We start from the raw sequence: 14,757 nt of genomic DNA, 5'->3' as shown, positions 1-14,757 counted from the left end.
CTATGAAAAACAGATTGATTATTACCGTATCGGATATTAATGGAACCAAATCCTATAATGTCCATCAGTTTATAAAAAAGAGTGTCAAAATCCTCATTCCTTTAATTCTTTTGATTTTGGGAGGTTCTTTTTGGTTTATTTCAACACTCAAAGATGATATTGACGAAATTAAACAAGAAAAAGAACAAAAAATCAAAATCTTAGAAGAGCGAGAGAATAAACTTAAAGCTCAAAACTCGATGTACTCAATGCAGATTAAAGATAAAATCAAAGACATCGATGAGTTGGGTTCGAAACTGGATGATATTGAAGAACTCATTGGTATCAAAGGGGATGACACAGCCACACTCATTCAAAGAGCCACTTTAGCACGAATGGACATGAAGCAAAAGACCTTTATGTTGCAAATCATTCCAAGTGGAAGCCCTTTAACAGATTTTCATGTTACAGCCAGTTACGGGTACCGAATTCACCCTGTGACTAAAACCAAAAAATTCCACCGTGGGATCGATTTACGTGCTAAAATGAGAACACCCGTACATGCAACAGCCGATGGAGTCGTAAAATATGTACAAAATCGAGACCGAGGTGGTTTTGGAAAAGTGGTCATGGTTTTACACAATTACGGTTTTGAGACAGTGTATGCACACTTAAATCGAACCAAAGTAAAAGTGGGAGATGTAATACGGAAGGGGCAAATCATTGGTTTAAGTGGAAACAGTGGACGAAGTACAGGGCCACACTTGCACTATGAAATTAAGTATGCAACGAAGATTTTAAACCCTTGGCATTTTATTAAGTGGAACATTAAAAACTATGAAAACATCTTTCAACAACAAAGGAGAGTAGAATGGGAATCTTTAGTGGCAATGATAAACGGTCACAAGAACAAATTGGAGCAACAGTAATCCCACAAGGTACCCATTTAATTGGGGGCTTGACCACTAAAGGTACCATTCACATTGATGGTAAATTTGAGGGGGTGATTACCATGGCCAAATATGTGATTATTGGAAAAACCGGAGAATTCTACGGTAAAATTGAAGCAGAAAATCTCTCTGTGAATGGTTATGTCGATGGTAAAATTGATTGCGATGAAATTGAAATCTTAGCCAATGGAAAAGTAAGAGGAGATTTAAAATATCGTCATTTGACCATTGAACCAAAAGGTCTTTTTGAAGGTCAAGGAAAAGTGAAGAATTACACACTCAGCAGTCGGTATGCTCATTTACAAGAGAGTATAAAAAGCAGAATCCCAAACAACCAATAATCCTTTATGAATGAGTTAAAACGGCGTCTTAGCGAGCTTCATGCACAAAAAGAGGCCATAGAAAATGAAATTGCAGCATTAGAGCAACAACTCAATTTTCATACTAAAAAAGAGCTTTCCAAAGAAGAGAAAATAGAACTTTTTAAAGCTCTGTTTATATCAAATCCCACTATTTTTGCTCGTAAATGGATCAGTCAAGATGGCAGCAAACAGAATTACTTTCCTGTCACACAAACCTTTAAAGGAGAAGACTATCTGCCCTTAACCAACGAGATGATAGAGAAACATTTACGAGGGTTAGAGGAGTTAGCAACCTATCCCATTACTTCAGAAAACAATTGCACCTATGTAGTGTTGCAACTTTTACAACAAGATGTCTCAAAAGTGCAAAAAGTATTACAGCATTTGCATATTCAAGCAGCTTTTGAGTGCAATGCCAATGCCGATATTCATGCGTGGATTTTTTTCAGTACGTCTATTGAAGCAAAACGAGCCAGAGCTTTAGCTGAGAAGATTTTACGACAAGCGCATGTGGGCGCTAAGATTTACCCCTCACAAGAATTTATCAATGCGTCTAATTTGGGCGATGCTTTGCCTCTACCACTTCATTTAAAACATCGACAGCATCATAAAACCATCTTCTTGGATGTAAAGACCATGAAAGTCTTAGAACATCAATGGCAATACTTGCAACAACTCAAACGACTTTCACGAATTGAAATTGAGCATTTAACCAGTGAAGAGGCGTTAAAACCAAAAGCACTTGAAGACTTGGATGTGGAGTTTCCCACGTTTGGTTTGAAACTTTTTTTAAATGACTTTATCTATATCAATACCAAACATCTCTCTAAAAGTTTTTTAAATAAGCTTAAATCCTTTGCGATGTTTGATAACCCACAAGTTCAAGTGCTACTTCGGCTTCGACGACCTTTGTATAACACCCCTCGTGTGATTAAATCTTTTGAAGAGGAGAAGAATTTTTTAAAACTTCCACGAGGATTGTTTCAAACACTCATTGAGTATTTTAACCAACACGGTGTGAGTTATGAAGTGGATGACCGACGTTTCTTTGAAGCCCACCATTTTCCTCCTATTTTGTACACGTTAAGAGAGGAGCAAGAGGAGGCCATAGCAGCCATTTTAAATTATGATTGCTCTATTTGTGTGGCACCTCCAGGGTTTGGAAAAACACTCATAGGTGCAGCCATGATTGAAAAACGTGCAAGCAAGACTTTGATTGTGGTGAATAAAAATATGCTATTAAATCAATGGATGGATCGTTTTAAAGAGTACTTTGGCATGCCAAAAAAAGAGATAGGATATTTGGGAAAAGGAAAAAACAGACTCAATGGCGTGTTGGACGTGGCAACCATGCAGAGTTTGAAAAATGCACCTGAAATCATAGAAAACTACTCGTTTGTGATTGTCGATGAGTGCCACCATATCCCAGCAGTTACTTTCGAGCAAATCATTAAAACTTTTAAAGGAAAATACATCTTAGGGTTGAGTGCTACACCCAAAAGAAAAGATGGTTTGGAACCTATTTTGTTTCAACAACTGGGCGATGTGGCGTATGAGTTTAAACCCAAAAAAAGTTTTTTAAATCGTGTGGAAGTGGTGCGAACTGCCTTTCAATCAAACTTAGACAACTACTCCAATATCATCACAGAGTTGTGCCTGAATAAAGAGAGAAATCTTCAAATTGTGCAAGTAATTAAAGCGCATCAAGAGCGCTCCATTTTGGTCTTAACAGACCGACTTGAACACATCAGTGAGTTGGAAAAACTCTTAGATGAACACCAAGTGACTTACTTAAGCGTGCACGGGAATTTAAGTAAAAAAGAGCAACAAGAGAACATGGATGCAGTAAAATCGAATCAACTCATTTTAGCCACCACTTCTTTTTTTGGAGAAGGTATAGACTTCCCTCATTTAAACACGATTATTTTTGCAACGCCCATCTCATATTATGGTAGACTTATACAATATTTGGGTAGAATCGGGCGAGACGGTCAAGAGTGTTTGGCCATTGATTTTTTAGATTCTCAAAATGCAATGCTCAATTCTGCATTCAGTAAACGAAAAGAGGGATACAAACAGATGCATTATAAATTTACGAAAGGATTTTGATGTTGGGCATCATTGTAACAACAACATTCATTGCTATTGTTGTTAATTTACTATTAAAACGTTTTCATTTACCCACAATTATTGGATACATTATTACTGGAACCATTATTGCTTATCTCTTTGGTCTGCATGATGCAGTTAATAACCATGACTTAAAAGAGATTGCAGAGTTTGGAGTGGTCTTTTTAATGTTCACCATTGGATTGGAGTTCTCCTTTCACTCTTTGATGCGCATGAAAAAAGAGGTGTTTGTTACGGGCTCTTTACAAATCATCGTCACCACAGCCTTTGTTTATATCATTTGTTATTATGTATTAGGGCTTGATTTTAGAACCTCCATGGTCATTGGAGCGGCGTTATCTCTCTCCTCAACGGCTATTGTTTTAAAAACATTTAATGAAACCAGAGAGATCAATAAACCGTATGGACGACGAGTATTGGGGATTTTAATCATGCAAGACATTGCGGTTATCCCAATTCTTTTAATGATTTCGATTTTCTCTTCATCGGGGCATGACAACATTATCAGCATTGTATTGCATACTACCGTTGCAGCATTTGCTTTGATTACGGTTCTTTTTTTATGTGGAAAATATCTGCTAGAGCCCTTCTTTGAACATGTGGCAAAGTCAAAATCAGATGAACTTTTTGTGGCGTCTGTTTTGTTTGTGGCCATTGGGGCTTCATATTTAGCACACTATTTTGGTTTTTCTCACTCACTGGGAGCTTTTGTTGCAGGGATGATGATTGCAGAAACCAAATTTAAACATCAAGTGGAAGCCGATTTAACCCCTTTTAGAAATATCTTATTGGGGATTTTCTTTATCACCGTGGGAATGCAGATTAACTTTGCAGTGATTGGGGAACACTTCTTTAAAATCTTGATTTTATTGCCTATTTTAATCATTGTAAAATACATCATTATTTATACCATCGTGCGAATAGATGACACCAAACGAGTTGCTTTTAAAACGGCGGTTTCTTTGGTGCAAATTGGAGAGTTTTCACTGGCTGTTTTAGAACTTGCCAGAAACAACCATTTAATTAACCCCACGCACTCTCAAATTTTGATTGTAACGATTGTGATTTCGATGATTTTAACCCCTGTGGTGTTAAAGAATCTTTCACGAATGGCTGCAAGCATTATCCCTGAAGACAGCATGATGATCTGCAATGCCTTGCAAGTCGATGAAGACACGAAGAATCATGTCATTGTACTTGGGTATGGTAATTTAGGGCAAGAGGTTGTAAAAGAGTTAAAAAAAGAGGGCAAAGAGTATTTTATCATTGAGCACAATATGAAGTATTTTGAAGAGGGTAAAGATGCCAACGAGCCAATTTTATTTGGAAATGCCGTACAAAAGCATATTTTGGAATCGGTGAAAATCAAACGTGCTTCTGCAATTATTGTGGCCATTGATAACCCTGAAAAATTGCACCTTATTTGTGAAGTGATTGATGATTTGACCAAAAATATTAAAACCATTGTAAAAGTGGCTAAATGTTCAGAAAAAGAGGAACTCGATGGTCTTCACCTTAAACACATCATCGTACAAAATTCTGAAATAGCCAAAGCATTGGTTAAAGAGACCAATACTTTTTAAAAAGAGAGCGCTGAGCTCTCTTTTTTTTTGTCTTATTAATGATAATAATTATAAATATTAATCTTGTTAATAAGTGGTTAATATCGTGTTCAAGAATGGTTTAAAAGAATTATTTATAATGAACGTATTGAAAAAGGAGTGCGATTGAAAAGAACAGTTATCGTATTGGGTCTGTTGACCACATTGTTGTGTGCAGATGATTTAAGTCTATTAAATAAAGAGAAACAAGAACTTCGTGAAGTAGAAAAAAAGATGTTAGAACAAGAGCATGAAGCTTCTAAAAACAGTTGGATATCTCCTGTAAAGATGAGTGGCAGTATCACCCGAAATCACTCATTCAGTGAAGAGAGCAACAGTCTGCGAAAAACAGTTTCTATTGGGTTTTCACAATCTGTATTTGAATCAGGCGGTATTGGCTTTACCATTGATTATGCCAATGACAAATTTAAATCAGATCTGCTGGCATGGGAGAATGAGAATAAGCAGATTTTGCTTTCACTGTACAATACATTGTTAGAAATCAATAAATTGAACATTGAGCTTAAACAAAACAGAGTGGAGCTTGAAAATGCAGAAATAGAGTTAACATTAAAGCGTATTCAGTATGAGAATGGAAACAGTGATATTACAGAACTCAATGATGCCATCATGGCAAAAAACAACCAACGACAGCAAAATGTCAATTTACAAAACTCTTTAAAACAACAAAAAATAGAGTTGTCAAAATATACGACATTGCAATTTGAAGAGATTCAATTGTTGAATTTCAGTGCTATTGATGAAAAAGCATATTTGAATAATCATATTGACCTGTTCTATGAAGATGCATTGATACAACTGGCTCAAACAGCCTATAACCAACAAAAGACAGACTATTTACCCAAATTGAGTTTTTCAGCTTCAGCATCCTATACGCATAATGAAGAGATGGTCAATGAACGTAAAGAGGACAGTACGGATGGTTCTCTTGGATTGACTCTTTCAATGCCTCTGTATGACATCAATAAAAAGCCTACACTTGAAAAAGCACGTTTAGAAATACTCAAACAAAAAGTGACTCGAATGGATTTAAAAAATGAACTTTTACAAGAGTTTGAAGCGGCATTAAATAAAATTAATACTTACAGAGAGTATAACCAAATACTTAAAGAGAACATTGCCTTATATGGGGATTTAATAGAGGTTAATCAAGCATCTAATGCGGTAGGAATGTCTTCTGATTTTGATTTAGAGATATTAAAAAATACCCAAGTGATTAATGAGTATGGGATTGAAATCAATCGCATCAATATGCAACAAGAGTATGCAAAACTATATTTTAAAGTAAAGGCAGATTAAGCAATGGATTCTAATTTACAAGAGCAGTTGAATATGTACCAACAAGAGGGAAAAAAGAAAAAAGTTACGGCAAAAATTTTGGTCGTACTTGTTCTGGGCTTGATTTTGGCTTTATGGTTTGTGTTAAAAAATATGAACAGCAATGATGAAATCAGTTATGAAACACAAAAAGTAACTCAAGGTGATATGCAAGTGACCGTTATGGCCACAGGGAATCTCAATCCTACAAACAGCGTGGATATTGGTATTGAGGTTTCAGGTACGATTAAAGAGATTTATGTTGATTTTAATGACCAAGTCACTGTAGGACAAATACTTGCAAAACTTGATACCACGAAACTCAAAGCACAAGTGGACAGTTCTAAAGCTTCTCTTTCAATAGTAAAAGCCAATTTAAAAGAGAGCGAAGTGAATGTGAAAAACAAAAAGCTCTTTTTGAATCGAACCCAAAAGATGTTTGCTCAATCTAAAGGAAAATATCCTTCTCAAAATGATGTAGATGATGCACAGTTTTCATATGAGAGTGCCATTGCTTCTTATGAGGCTGCAAAAGCACGTGTGATGCAAGCAGAGTATAACCTTAAAACCGATGAAGAGAATTTAGAAAAAGCCGTTGTCAAATCTTCAATCAATGGGTTGGTGCTCAATCGTGCGGTTGAAGTAGGGCAAACCGTTGCTGCCTCCATGTCTACACCAATACTTTTTACTTTAGCAAAAGATCTTTCAAAGATGGATTTAATCGTCAGCATTGATGAAGCCGATGTAGCAGATATTAAAGAGGGATTAAATGTAACCTTTACCGTGGATGCTTACCCCAAAGAGAATTTCAAAGGAAAAATAAAACAAGTACGGTTTAATCCTATTGAAGAGAGTGGGGTGATTACTTATGAGACAGTTGCATTGGTTGAAAATGAGAAGTTACTTCTTCGACCAGGGATGACTGCATCTGCAAAAATTATCACCAAAGAGCTGAAAAACACACTGTTAGTACCTAATAGTGCATTGAGATTTAAACCCACCAATATGCAAGAGAGCAAGTCAGTCTCTTTTGTAGGTCCACCAAAACGGGATCGACCTGCAAGAAAACCCAAAGATCTTGGCAAAGAGAGTTTCAAATTTCTTTATGTATTGCAAAATGCTGAGCCCAAAAGAATTCGTGTAAAAGTATTAGAAACCGATGGAAAAATGACCAGTATTCAAAGCAAAGAGATTCAAGCAGGTGATGAGGTCATCACCTCACAAAAGAGCGCTTCATGAGTGAAGCCAAAATCATCATAGAATTTAAAGATATTGTTAAAACCTATGGGAAAGATGAAGCCAAAACATTTGCTTTAAACAGGGTGAGTCTTTCTATCAAACAAGGTGAGTTTGTCGCCATCATGGGTGCAAGTGGAAGCGGAAAATCCACTTCTATGAACATGATAGGGTGTTTGGATTCTCCTTCAAGTGGAGAATACCTTTTTGATGGTTTGCATGTTGAAAAACTCAACCGAAATCAAATGGCACTTATACGCAGAAACTACATTGGGTTTGTCTTTCAAGGTTTTAATCTTTTAGGACGTACCAGTGCTTTAGAGAATGTGGAATTGCCTCTTATTTATAGACGCATTCCTGTAGAGCAAAGGAAAGAGATGGCGTATGAAGCCTTAAAAAAAGTAGGTTTAGAAAGTGTTGTAAAGCATACGCCTGCTGAGCTTTCAGGAGGGCAACAACAGCGTGTGGCGATTGCACGAGCAATTGTGAGTAATCCATTGATTCTATTAGCAGATGAACCCACCGGAAACTTGGACAGTATTAAAAGTGTGGAGATTATGAATTTATTAAAGGTCTTAAATAAAGACTCAGGGATTACCATTATTATGGTGACACACGAAGAGGAGATGGCTGCGTATGCGGACAGAATTGTTTACTTCAGAGATGGGCATATTGAAAAAAGTCTGAAAAAAGGGAATAAATAATGTTAACCAACGCATTTTTAATTGCAATCAAAGAGATAAAGAGAAATATATTGCGTTCCATATTAACAATTTTGGGTATTGTCATAGGTGTGGCTTCAGTAATTTCTATGGTGATGATCGGTGATGGAACAACCGCGAATGTACAAGAGGGTATTTCAAAACTGGGTACAAATATGTTGACTTTACGTGTGGGACAAGAACGAAGAGGAAAACCAAGAGGTGATAACAGTGCACGAGCCTTTAAAGAAGAGGATATTAATGTCATAAAAAGTGAGATACCTCATGTTAAAGCAGTTGCTGCTGAAAACAGTAGCACCATGAATGCCATTTATCTCAATAAAAGTTATGCCACCAGTGTCGTTGGGACGAGCAATGATTATTTCATCATCAAAGATTGGGGCATACAAAGTGGGCGTGTATTTGAAGAAGCGGAACTCAGTTTTGGACAAACCTCGTGTATTTTGGGAACGACCATTGTCAAACAGCTCTTTGAAGATGCAAATCCCATTGGAAACAAGATCCGACTCAACAGTTTTGGGTGTACGGTTGTGGGAGTTTTAGAATCCAAAGGAGCCGCTGCTTTTGGACGAGACCAAGATGAAATCATTATCGTGCCATTAAAGATGTTTCAACGTAAAATCCAAGGAGATAAAGATATCAGTTCCATACTGATTTCCATTGATGAAAGTGAGCATATCAACCAAGCCAAAGCAGACATCACGCTTTTAATGCAAGAAAGACGAGCTATAAAACCAGGAGAGGATGATAATTTTCATATTCGAGATATGGCCGATTTACTTTCAACCATGACATCCACAACGAAAATGTTAACTTATTTATTGGGCTCGATTGCAGCTATTTCTTTGCTTGTTGGTGGAATTGGCATTATGAATATCATGTTGGTTTCTGTAACAGAACGAACCAGAGAGATTGGTACGCGTTTGGCCATCGGTGCCATGGAGAATGAAGTGTTGTTGCAGTTCTTGGTGGAAGCCGTAGTATTATCAACCTTAGGTGGTATGATAGGGATTGTGTTAGGCTTACTTATTGGAGTAGGGGTTGTAAATATGATGGATCTGCCTTTTATTTTAAACATGCCCATCATCGTTATTTCATTTATCTTCTCGACGATTATTGGAGTGGTATTTGGGTATTTCCCTGCAAAAAAAGCAGCCAGATTAAATCCGATTGATGCGTTACGATATGAGTAGTCAGTAGAAAGATTTCTCTTTCTACTGTGATTTATTGAATATTTAAAGTAGCCGAAGTTTTTTGAATATGAGTTATATCACTTTCAGTTTTATGCGTCACATTGAAAATCCATACACCTTTGTGTGGTACAACAAATGAAGCTTTTCCTTTTTTAACTGGAGCAAACAAAGCATTGGCTCTTGGATTTAATGCACTTTTGGCAGTAACATAACCACTGCTTAAAGGCTTACCTTCTAATAAAACATCAAACGTAACACCTTCACTTTGATTAATAGTTGTAAAGTCATTGGTTGGTATTAGTTCGATTGGGTGTCCAACTGGTTTTGGTGCACTCCATTGATTAAACACAAAATAGCTTTTTGCAAAAGTATTGATTTGATTGGATTGTAAAATCTTTTTTGCATCGGTAATTTTATCTTTTGATAGACGTTTAAAACGCTCTTTTCCTTTGATATCAATATATTTTGTAAAATACCCCGTTTTAGTTGCCAAAGCAACACTGTAAGTCCCTTTGAGTGCCTTTTCTTGAAAACTTATTTTTTGCATTGCCATATTACTTTTTGAAATAGCCAGTTGAGCATCTTTATAGATTTCCTCCACTTTTTCTAAAGGCATTTCTAAAGCAATTGCTTGATTGGAAGGGTCAATTAAGTTAAATGAGTTCAGCTTCATTTTTGTTGGAACCGAGTCGTCAATACTAAGATGATGACCCCATCCAATAGAAACGGTCGTATGACCACCTTTTGGTGTTGTTGAATTAAATGAATTTACCCAAAGTGAGTGGGCAAAAAGACTACTTGCTGTAAGTGTTCCAGCAACAATTATTTTAGATATGTTCATGATTTTCCTTTGTTATAAAATTGATACGATACTCAAAAGCAATACAAGTGCAGAGATTTTGAGTATGAGTTTTGGTCTGTAAGTCAATAGCAATGCTATAAAGACAACAATGGGCGTAAGTGCTCCAACCCAATAGGTGGCTCCTAAACCAAAGCCAAACTGTTGAATATAGAGCACAAAAGAGATAAGAAGAAAAAAATACCCCAATGCAGTAATAATATATTTAAACTTTTGAGTGAACTCTTTGTTTAAAATCTGCTTGTAGTGTTTTTCTAAACTCATTGATAGCAGTAAAAACCCAACATACAAAACAGAAGTTGCAATGGCTGTCATACGGTCTCCTTTTTGAGATTGAATTTTTTAGAGAGAATATAAGCACTCAGAATAAAAACAATGGCACTGAAAATAAAATAAATATCAAAATAGTGCACAATGCTGTCCCTGCTTACAAACTCTTTCCAACTTGGTGTTAAGATGACAACATTAATTAAAGGCAGGCTGATATAGATCAAGGCAGTTGCATAGAGTTGTTCAATCCACGCATGACGTGTCTCTCTTACAAACGCATGGATATAACTGAGTAACCAAGTAATAAAAAAGGCTTTTATCTCTAAACTTGAACGACTTTCAGCCATAACTGAGATGAGTCGATTGGCAATAAAATAGGCACCTATCCCTATAAACAGACCCACAATGGTTCCTAAGTTGAGTTTTTCAACCAATGTAAACCCTAAGCTGTTTTTTTGTTCATACTTCTTTTTTCGTTTAACAACCCAAATAATGAGGCCACTTCCTATTAAAACACATCCACTTATACCTGCAATGAAAAAGAGAAACCGTAATACAGAGTCTGCAAATCGTGCTTGGTGTAAAGACTCAAATACATAGAGAGTATTTAGGATACTGCTTGGCGTTGTCGGTGGGATATTTTTCTTTAAAAGTTCACCACTTTGACCATCAAATACCAGATACTCTCGTTCAAATTTTAAGCTAAAAATAGTTGACTGCTCTTTTGGACGTACTTGTACTTCAATGCCTCTTTTGGTTTTAGAAACGGAGTAACCTCCGATATTATTTGGCCAATAACTCTGTGCTTCTTGTAAAATGGTATTGAGTGTTTCAGGAGTCAATTGTTGAGGTTTTTGCTCTTTGAGTGCTTTTCTTTTAGCCGGTCTTTGTTTTTTTACGGACTCACTTTGATTGAGGTTTTGAGTTTGCAGTTGAGTGATATCTGCTCGATAAGCTCTGAAATCATTTTTATACGCTGCATCCATTCCCCAAGGCATCATCAAACGCATAAACAAAAGAAGACCAGAATAAGTAATCATAATATGAAAAGGAAGTGCTGCCACGGCAGGCAAAATATGGACGTCCATCCAGCTTCGAACCCCTTTTTTAGGTCGAAATAAAAACATATCTTTAAAAATACGTTTATGTATAATTACCCCTGTGATAATGGCCACAAACATAAACATGGTAGCAATTCCCACAATCCAACGTGCAAGATGTCTTGGCATGTTGTAAAGTTCAAAATGGAATCGATATAAGAAGTGTCCACCTGCAGTCTCTCTGGAGATCAGTTCTTCTCCTGTGGAGGCATCATAGTTTTTATAAACACGCCGACCTCTGCTTCCTTGTTCACCTTGTTCTCTCCACATAGCAGAGATGGTGTTGGAACGCTCATTGGGCAAAGTAACGAAGAAATTTGTTTGATGTTGTGCCAGTTCTATGACTTTTTGATGAGCGATTTCAAAACTCTTGGTAGACTCTTTTGAAAAGTGTAGTTCGGGTTTCATCCACAGTGTGGTTTCATCCTTATAGTAAGCACTGGTACCTGTCACAAAAACAGCAAACAGAAGCCATCCAACAAGCAGACCACTCCACGTGTGTAACCAACGCATTGATTGTCTAAAACTTTGTTCCATACGGTCTCCTTATACCGATTCTAAGTAAGTGTTTAAAGAAAACAGCAAAGCACAGGCCACAATCATACGAATCAATAAAGAGTTGGCATTGACACGGCTGAAAGTATAAAGAACAAAAAGCAACCAAAGAACAAACGAGAGCATGGATGCAAAGACAACACTTTCTGCTTTATTTGTAAAAGGTAAAAGGTGGACCAGTGTTACCGTAACAAGAGAAGAGAGCAAATAGCCTCCCACGCTTGCAGATAAAATTTTTTGTATATACATAGTTCTTCCAATAAAAAAATTTGTTATAAGTAATTTGTGTCAACAGACAGAGAGTTCTGTCTGTTTAAGAAAATTAGAATTTCATTTGCATAGCAACGCTGTAACGTCTTCCATCTAATACCATGCTGTATTCATCACGGTTGATCTCTTTGTTCATAAGGTTATATACCCCAGCACTGATTGTTAAGTTTTCTGCTAAGTCATAAACCAAACCTAAGTCAGCCAGTGTGTATGATGGGTCACCATCCTCTTCCTTAGCAGTATGACTTCGATAATTCACTTGTGTCCACATATCGAGTTTGTTGGTCACTTCCCAATCTAAACCAACATTGAACATGTGTTTAGAGATATCGTTTAAGGGTTCACCAGCACTGTCACCTGTTTTTTGCTCAGAGTCTGTGTAGGTATAACTGTGTCGGTATTTTAAGGCTGAAGTGATATAGTAATCAGTCGTTAATTCTACCCCTCTAATCTCTGCTTCATCAACATTGATTCGAACTTTATACCCATATTGATGTGGGTCATACGTTACACCATTATAAGTACAAGGGGCATTTTTAGCACACACATAATCTGACCGTGTGATTTTGTTTTTAAAATCAGTTTGATACACCGTCAGTGTTGAGTTGAAACCTAAGTCATCATTGTTGTAAGCAATGGCTGCTTCATAGTTGACACTCTCTTCTGGTTCTAAATCAGGGTTACCAATACTGACCCCACCTCTTGAAACAGCAGCATAGTTTGGTGCAGTGTTTCGTAGTGTTGGGGTTTTATATCCTGTTGTTACCCCACCTTTAATCGTGAATGCATCATTGATATGATAAACAGCATAGGCTTTAGGACTGAAATGTGTACCAAAATACTCATTTTTATCCAATCGACCACCCACAGTTAATGAAAGGCTGTCTGTGATGGCCCATTCATCTTCTAGAAAAAGTGCATATTGATAAGCATCCATTTTTACGATGTCATCATTTAAAGCACTCGTTGCACCATCTTCTAAATTCTCTTTTTTATAGTTAAAACCAAGTGTAGCAACGTTATTCTCAAAGAAGTATGTACCTTGTGTATTGAACGTTAAGGTATCTGCTTCAATACCATTTCCCGTTGTGGCATTGGTTCGTGAAGGGTTTCGTGCTTCATCATAGTTCACATATGAACTGATGCTGTAATTTTTTACTCGATAATCATGCGTTAAGTAGTAGTTCTCTTTATATGAGATGTAACTTCTGTCATCTTGTGGATTTCCTCGTGAGTCCAATTCAGATAAACTTCCACCTACATTGTAGTAACGCTCTTGTTTATTGTACATATACCCAAGTGTAAGGGTGTTGTATTCATCGGGTGTTAATGTAAATTTAACTCCTAAGTTTTTCTTTTTATACTCAGGGTCACTTCCTGCACTTTCGGTGTTATTGGCTTGATAATCACTCTCTTCAGTGTAGTTGTATGAGCCATTTAATGACAATGATAAAAGGTTATCAATCAATGGAGTGTTGATGTACATGGTGGTATTCATACCATCATTATTGATATCATTAGACGAATCAGCTGCAATATATTCATAGGTGATTCCAGCAGAAGTTTTATTGATGTTTTTCTTTGTAATGATATTAATCACCCCACCCATTGCATCTGAACCATATAAAGATGAAGCAGGTCCTCTTACAATCTCAATTCGTTCAATGTTTTCAACTGAAGGTAAGAAGTTCATTTGAACTCCTCGTAGATTCCCGTTTGGAGTAAATGCGTCTGCATTTTGCATTGGTCGTCCATCAATTAAGAACAGTGTATAGTCACTTGCCATTCCTCTCATGATGATTGATTGATTGGCACCACCTCCATCAACAAAGACACCCGGTACATTTTTTAACGCATCCGCAACGTCTGTGTATGACTTCTTTTGCAGTTCTTCACCTGAAATAACCGTAATGGTTGCAGGAGCATCGGTAATATTTTGTTCAAAACCAGCAGCACTGACAACGATGACTTCTCCCATCTTAGCAGTTTCATCTGCATATACTGAATGTAATGATGCAATAACAGCCAATGATAATAGACTTTTTTTTAAATTCATAAACTCTCTCCATTTAATTTTTGATGATGGTATTGTATTGATAAAAAATGATTAAAAAATGATATTATGATAATCATTATTAAAAAGAGAGAAAAAATAAGATGCAACTGTTACGGCACAGCTGCATCTTATTTAA

13 protein-coding genes are annotated in these 14,757 nt (G+C 36.6%); 8 read left to right on the top strand and 5 right to left on the bottom strand.

Annotation, left to right across the window (positions count from 1 at the left end; genetic code table 11):
- Positions 1–2: 2 nt before the first annotated feature.
- From CRV04_RS07035 to CRV04_RS07000, 8 genes are all read left to right on the top strand, one after another.
- Positions 3–908, top strand: coding sequence for a M23 family metallopeptidase (locus CRV04_RS07035; protein WP_128996129.1), 906 nt, complete (start codon positions 3–5; stop codon positions 906–908).
- A complete protein-coding gene (locus CRV04_RS07030; protein ID WP_128996128.1) occupies positions 851–1,270 on the top strand; it encodes a bactofilin family protein in 420 nt (139 codons plus the stop codon). Before CRV04_RS07035 ends, CRV04_RS07030 begins: the two co-directional genes overlap by 58 nt.
- Positions 1,271–1,276: 6 nt before the next feature.
- Positions 1,277–3,400 carry a DEAD/DEAH box helicase gene (locus CRV04_RS07025; RefSeq protein ID WP_128996127.1) on the top strand — a complete coding sequence of 708 codons (2,124 nt, stop codon included), beginning with the start codon at positions 1,277–1,279 and terminating at the stop codon, positions 3,398–3,400.
- Positions 3,400–5,004, top strand: coding sequence for a cation:proton antiporter (locus tag CRV04_RS07020; protein ID WP_128996126.1), 1,605 nt, complete (start codon positions 3,400–3,402; stop codon positions 5,002–5,004). The genes CRV04_RS07025 and CRV04_RS07020 overlap by 1 nt, the downstream gene beginning before the upstream one ends.
- Before the next feature lie 144 nt (positions 5,005–5,148).
- On the top strand, positions 5,149–6,342 hold the full coding sequence (locus tag CRV04_RS07015; RefSeq protein WP_128996125.1) for a TolC family protein: 1,194 nt from the start codon (positions 5,149–5,151) through the stop codon (positions 6,340–6,342).
- A 3-nt stretch (positions 6,343–6,345) separates the two neighbouring features.
- Positions 6,346–7,599 carry an efflux RND transporter periplasmic adaptor subunit gene (locus CRV04_RS07010; protein ID WP_128996124.1) on the top strand — a complete coding sequence of 418 codons (1,254 nt, stop codon included), beginning with the start codon at positions 6,346–6,348 and terminating at the stop codon, positions 7,597–7,599.
- The gene (locus CRV04_RS07005) at positions 7,596–8,300 is read left to right on the top strand and encodes an ABC transporter ATP-binding protein (protein WP_128996123.1); all 705 of its coding nucleotides are present in this window, start codon (positions 7,596–7,598) and stop codon (positions 8,298–8,300) included. The genes CRV04_RS07010 and CRV04_RS07005 overlap by 4 nt, the downstream gene beginning before the upstream one ends.
- Positions 8,300–9,511: an ABC transporter permease gene (locus CRV04_RS07000; RefSeq protein ID WP_128996122.1), complete on the top strand. Its 1,212-nt coding sequence runs from the start codon at positions 8,300–8,302 to the stop codon at positions 9,509–9,511. Before CRV04_RS07005 ends, CRV04_RS07000 begins: the two co-directional genes overlap by 1 nt.
- 31 nt (positions 9,512–9,542) lie before the next feature.
- Here CRV04_RS07000 and CRV04_RS06995 read toward each other — a convergent pair whose 3' ends face one another.
- The 5 genes from CRV04_RS06995 to CRV04_RS06975 form a co-directional block, all read right to left on the bottom strand.
- Positions 9,543–10,352: a DUF4198 domain-containing protein gene (locus CRV04_RS06995; RefSeq protein WP_128996121.1), complete on the bottom strand. Its 810-nt coding sequence runs from the start codon at positions 10,350–10,352 to the stop codon at positions 9,543–9,545.
- A 12-nt stretch (positions 10,353–10,364) separates the two neighbouring features.
- Positions 10,365–10,685, bottom strand: coding sequence for a DUF3325 domain-containing protein (locus CRV04_RS06990; protein ID WP_128996120.1), 321 nt, complete (start codon positions 10,683–10,685; stop codon positions 10,365–10,367).
- Complete coding sequence (locus CRV04_RS06985; RefSeq protein ID WP_128996119.1) at positions 10,682–12,277, bottom strand: PepSY-associated TM helix domain-containing protein; 1,596 nt, start codon at positions 12,275–12,277, stop codon at positions 10,682–10,684. The genes CRV04_RS06990 and CRV04_RS06985 overlap by 4 nt, the downstream gene beginning before the upstream one ends.
- Positions 12,278–12,286: 9 nt before the next feature.
- Positions 12,287–12,544: a hypothetical protein gene (locus tag CRV04_RS06980; RefSeq protein ID WP_128996118.1), complete on the bottom strand. Its 258-nt coding sequence runs from the start codon at positions 12,542–12,544 to the stop codon at positions 12,287–12,289.
- 73 nt (positions 12,545–12,617) lie between these two features.
- Complete coding sequence (locus CRV04_RS06975) at positions 12,618–14,621, bottom strand: TonB-dependent receptor domain-containing protein (RefSeq protein WP_128996117.1); 2,004 nt, start codon at positions 14,619–14,621, stop codon at positions 12,618–12,620.
- Positions 14,622–14,757 lie beyond the last annotated feature (136 nt).

Source organism: Candidatus Marinarcus aquaticus (genome assembly GCF_004116335.1).
Taxonomy (GTDB): domain Bacteria; phylum Campylobacterota; class Campylobacteria; order Campylobacterales; family Arcobacteraceae; genus Marinarcus; species Marinarcus aquaticus.
This window is presented reverse-complemented; position numbering and strand designations above follow the sequence as displayed.

Excerpts from the sequence above, each read along its gene's own strand:
- CRV04_RS07035 (WP_128996129.1), top strand. The coding sequence starts at position 3 with ATGAAAAACAGATTGATTATTACCGTATCGGATATTAATGGAACCAAA.
- CRV04_RS07030 (WP_128996128.1), top strand. The coding sequence starts at position 851 with ATGGGAATCTTTAGTGGCAATGATAAACGGTCACAAGAACAAATTGGA.
- CRV04_RS07025 (WP_128996127.1), top strand. The coding sequence starts at position 1,277 with ATGAATGAGTTAAAACGGCGTCTTAGCGAGCTTCATGCACAAAAAGAG.
- CRV04_RS07020 (WP_128996126.1), top strand. The coding sequence starts at position 3,400 with ATGTTGGGCATCATTGTAACAACAACATTCATTGCTATTGTTGTTAAT.
- CRV04_RS07010 (WP_128996124.1), top strand. The coding sequence starts at position 6,346 with ATGGATTCTAATTTACAAGAGCAGTTGAATATGTACCAACAAGAGGGA.
- CRV04_RS07005 (WP_128996123.1), top strand. The coding sequence starts at position 7,596 with ATGAGTGAAGCCAAAATCATCATAGAATTTAAAGATATTGTTAAAACC.
- CRV04_RS07000 (WP_128996122.1), top strand. The coding sequence starts at position 8,300 with ATGTTAACCAACGCATTTTTAATTGCAATCAAAGAGATAAAGAGAAAT.
- CRV04_RS06995 (WP_128996121.1), bottom strand. The coding sequence starts at position 10,352 with ATGAACATATCTAAAATAATTGTTGCTGGAACACTTACAGCAAGTAGT.
- CRV04_RS06990 (WP_128996120.1), bottom strand. The coding sequence starts at position 10,685 with ATGACAGCCATTGCAACTTCTGTTTTGTATGTTGGGTTTTTACTGCTA.
- CRV04_RS06985 (WP_128996119.1), bottom strand. The coding sequence starts at position 12,277 with ATGGAACAAAGTTTTAGACAATCAATGCGTTGGTTACACACGTGGAGT.
- CRV04_RS06980 (WP_128996118.1), bottom strand. The coding sequence starts at position 12,544 with ATGTATATACAAAAAATTTTATCTGCAAGCGTGGGAGGCTATTTGCTC.
- CRV04_RS06975 (WP_128996117.1), bottom strand. The coding sequence starts at position 14,621 with ATGAATTTAAAAAAAAGTCTATTATCATTGGCTGTTATTGCATCATTA.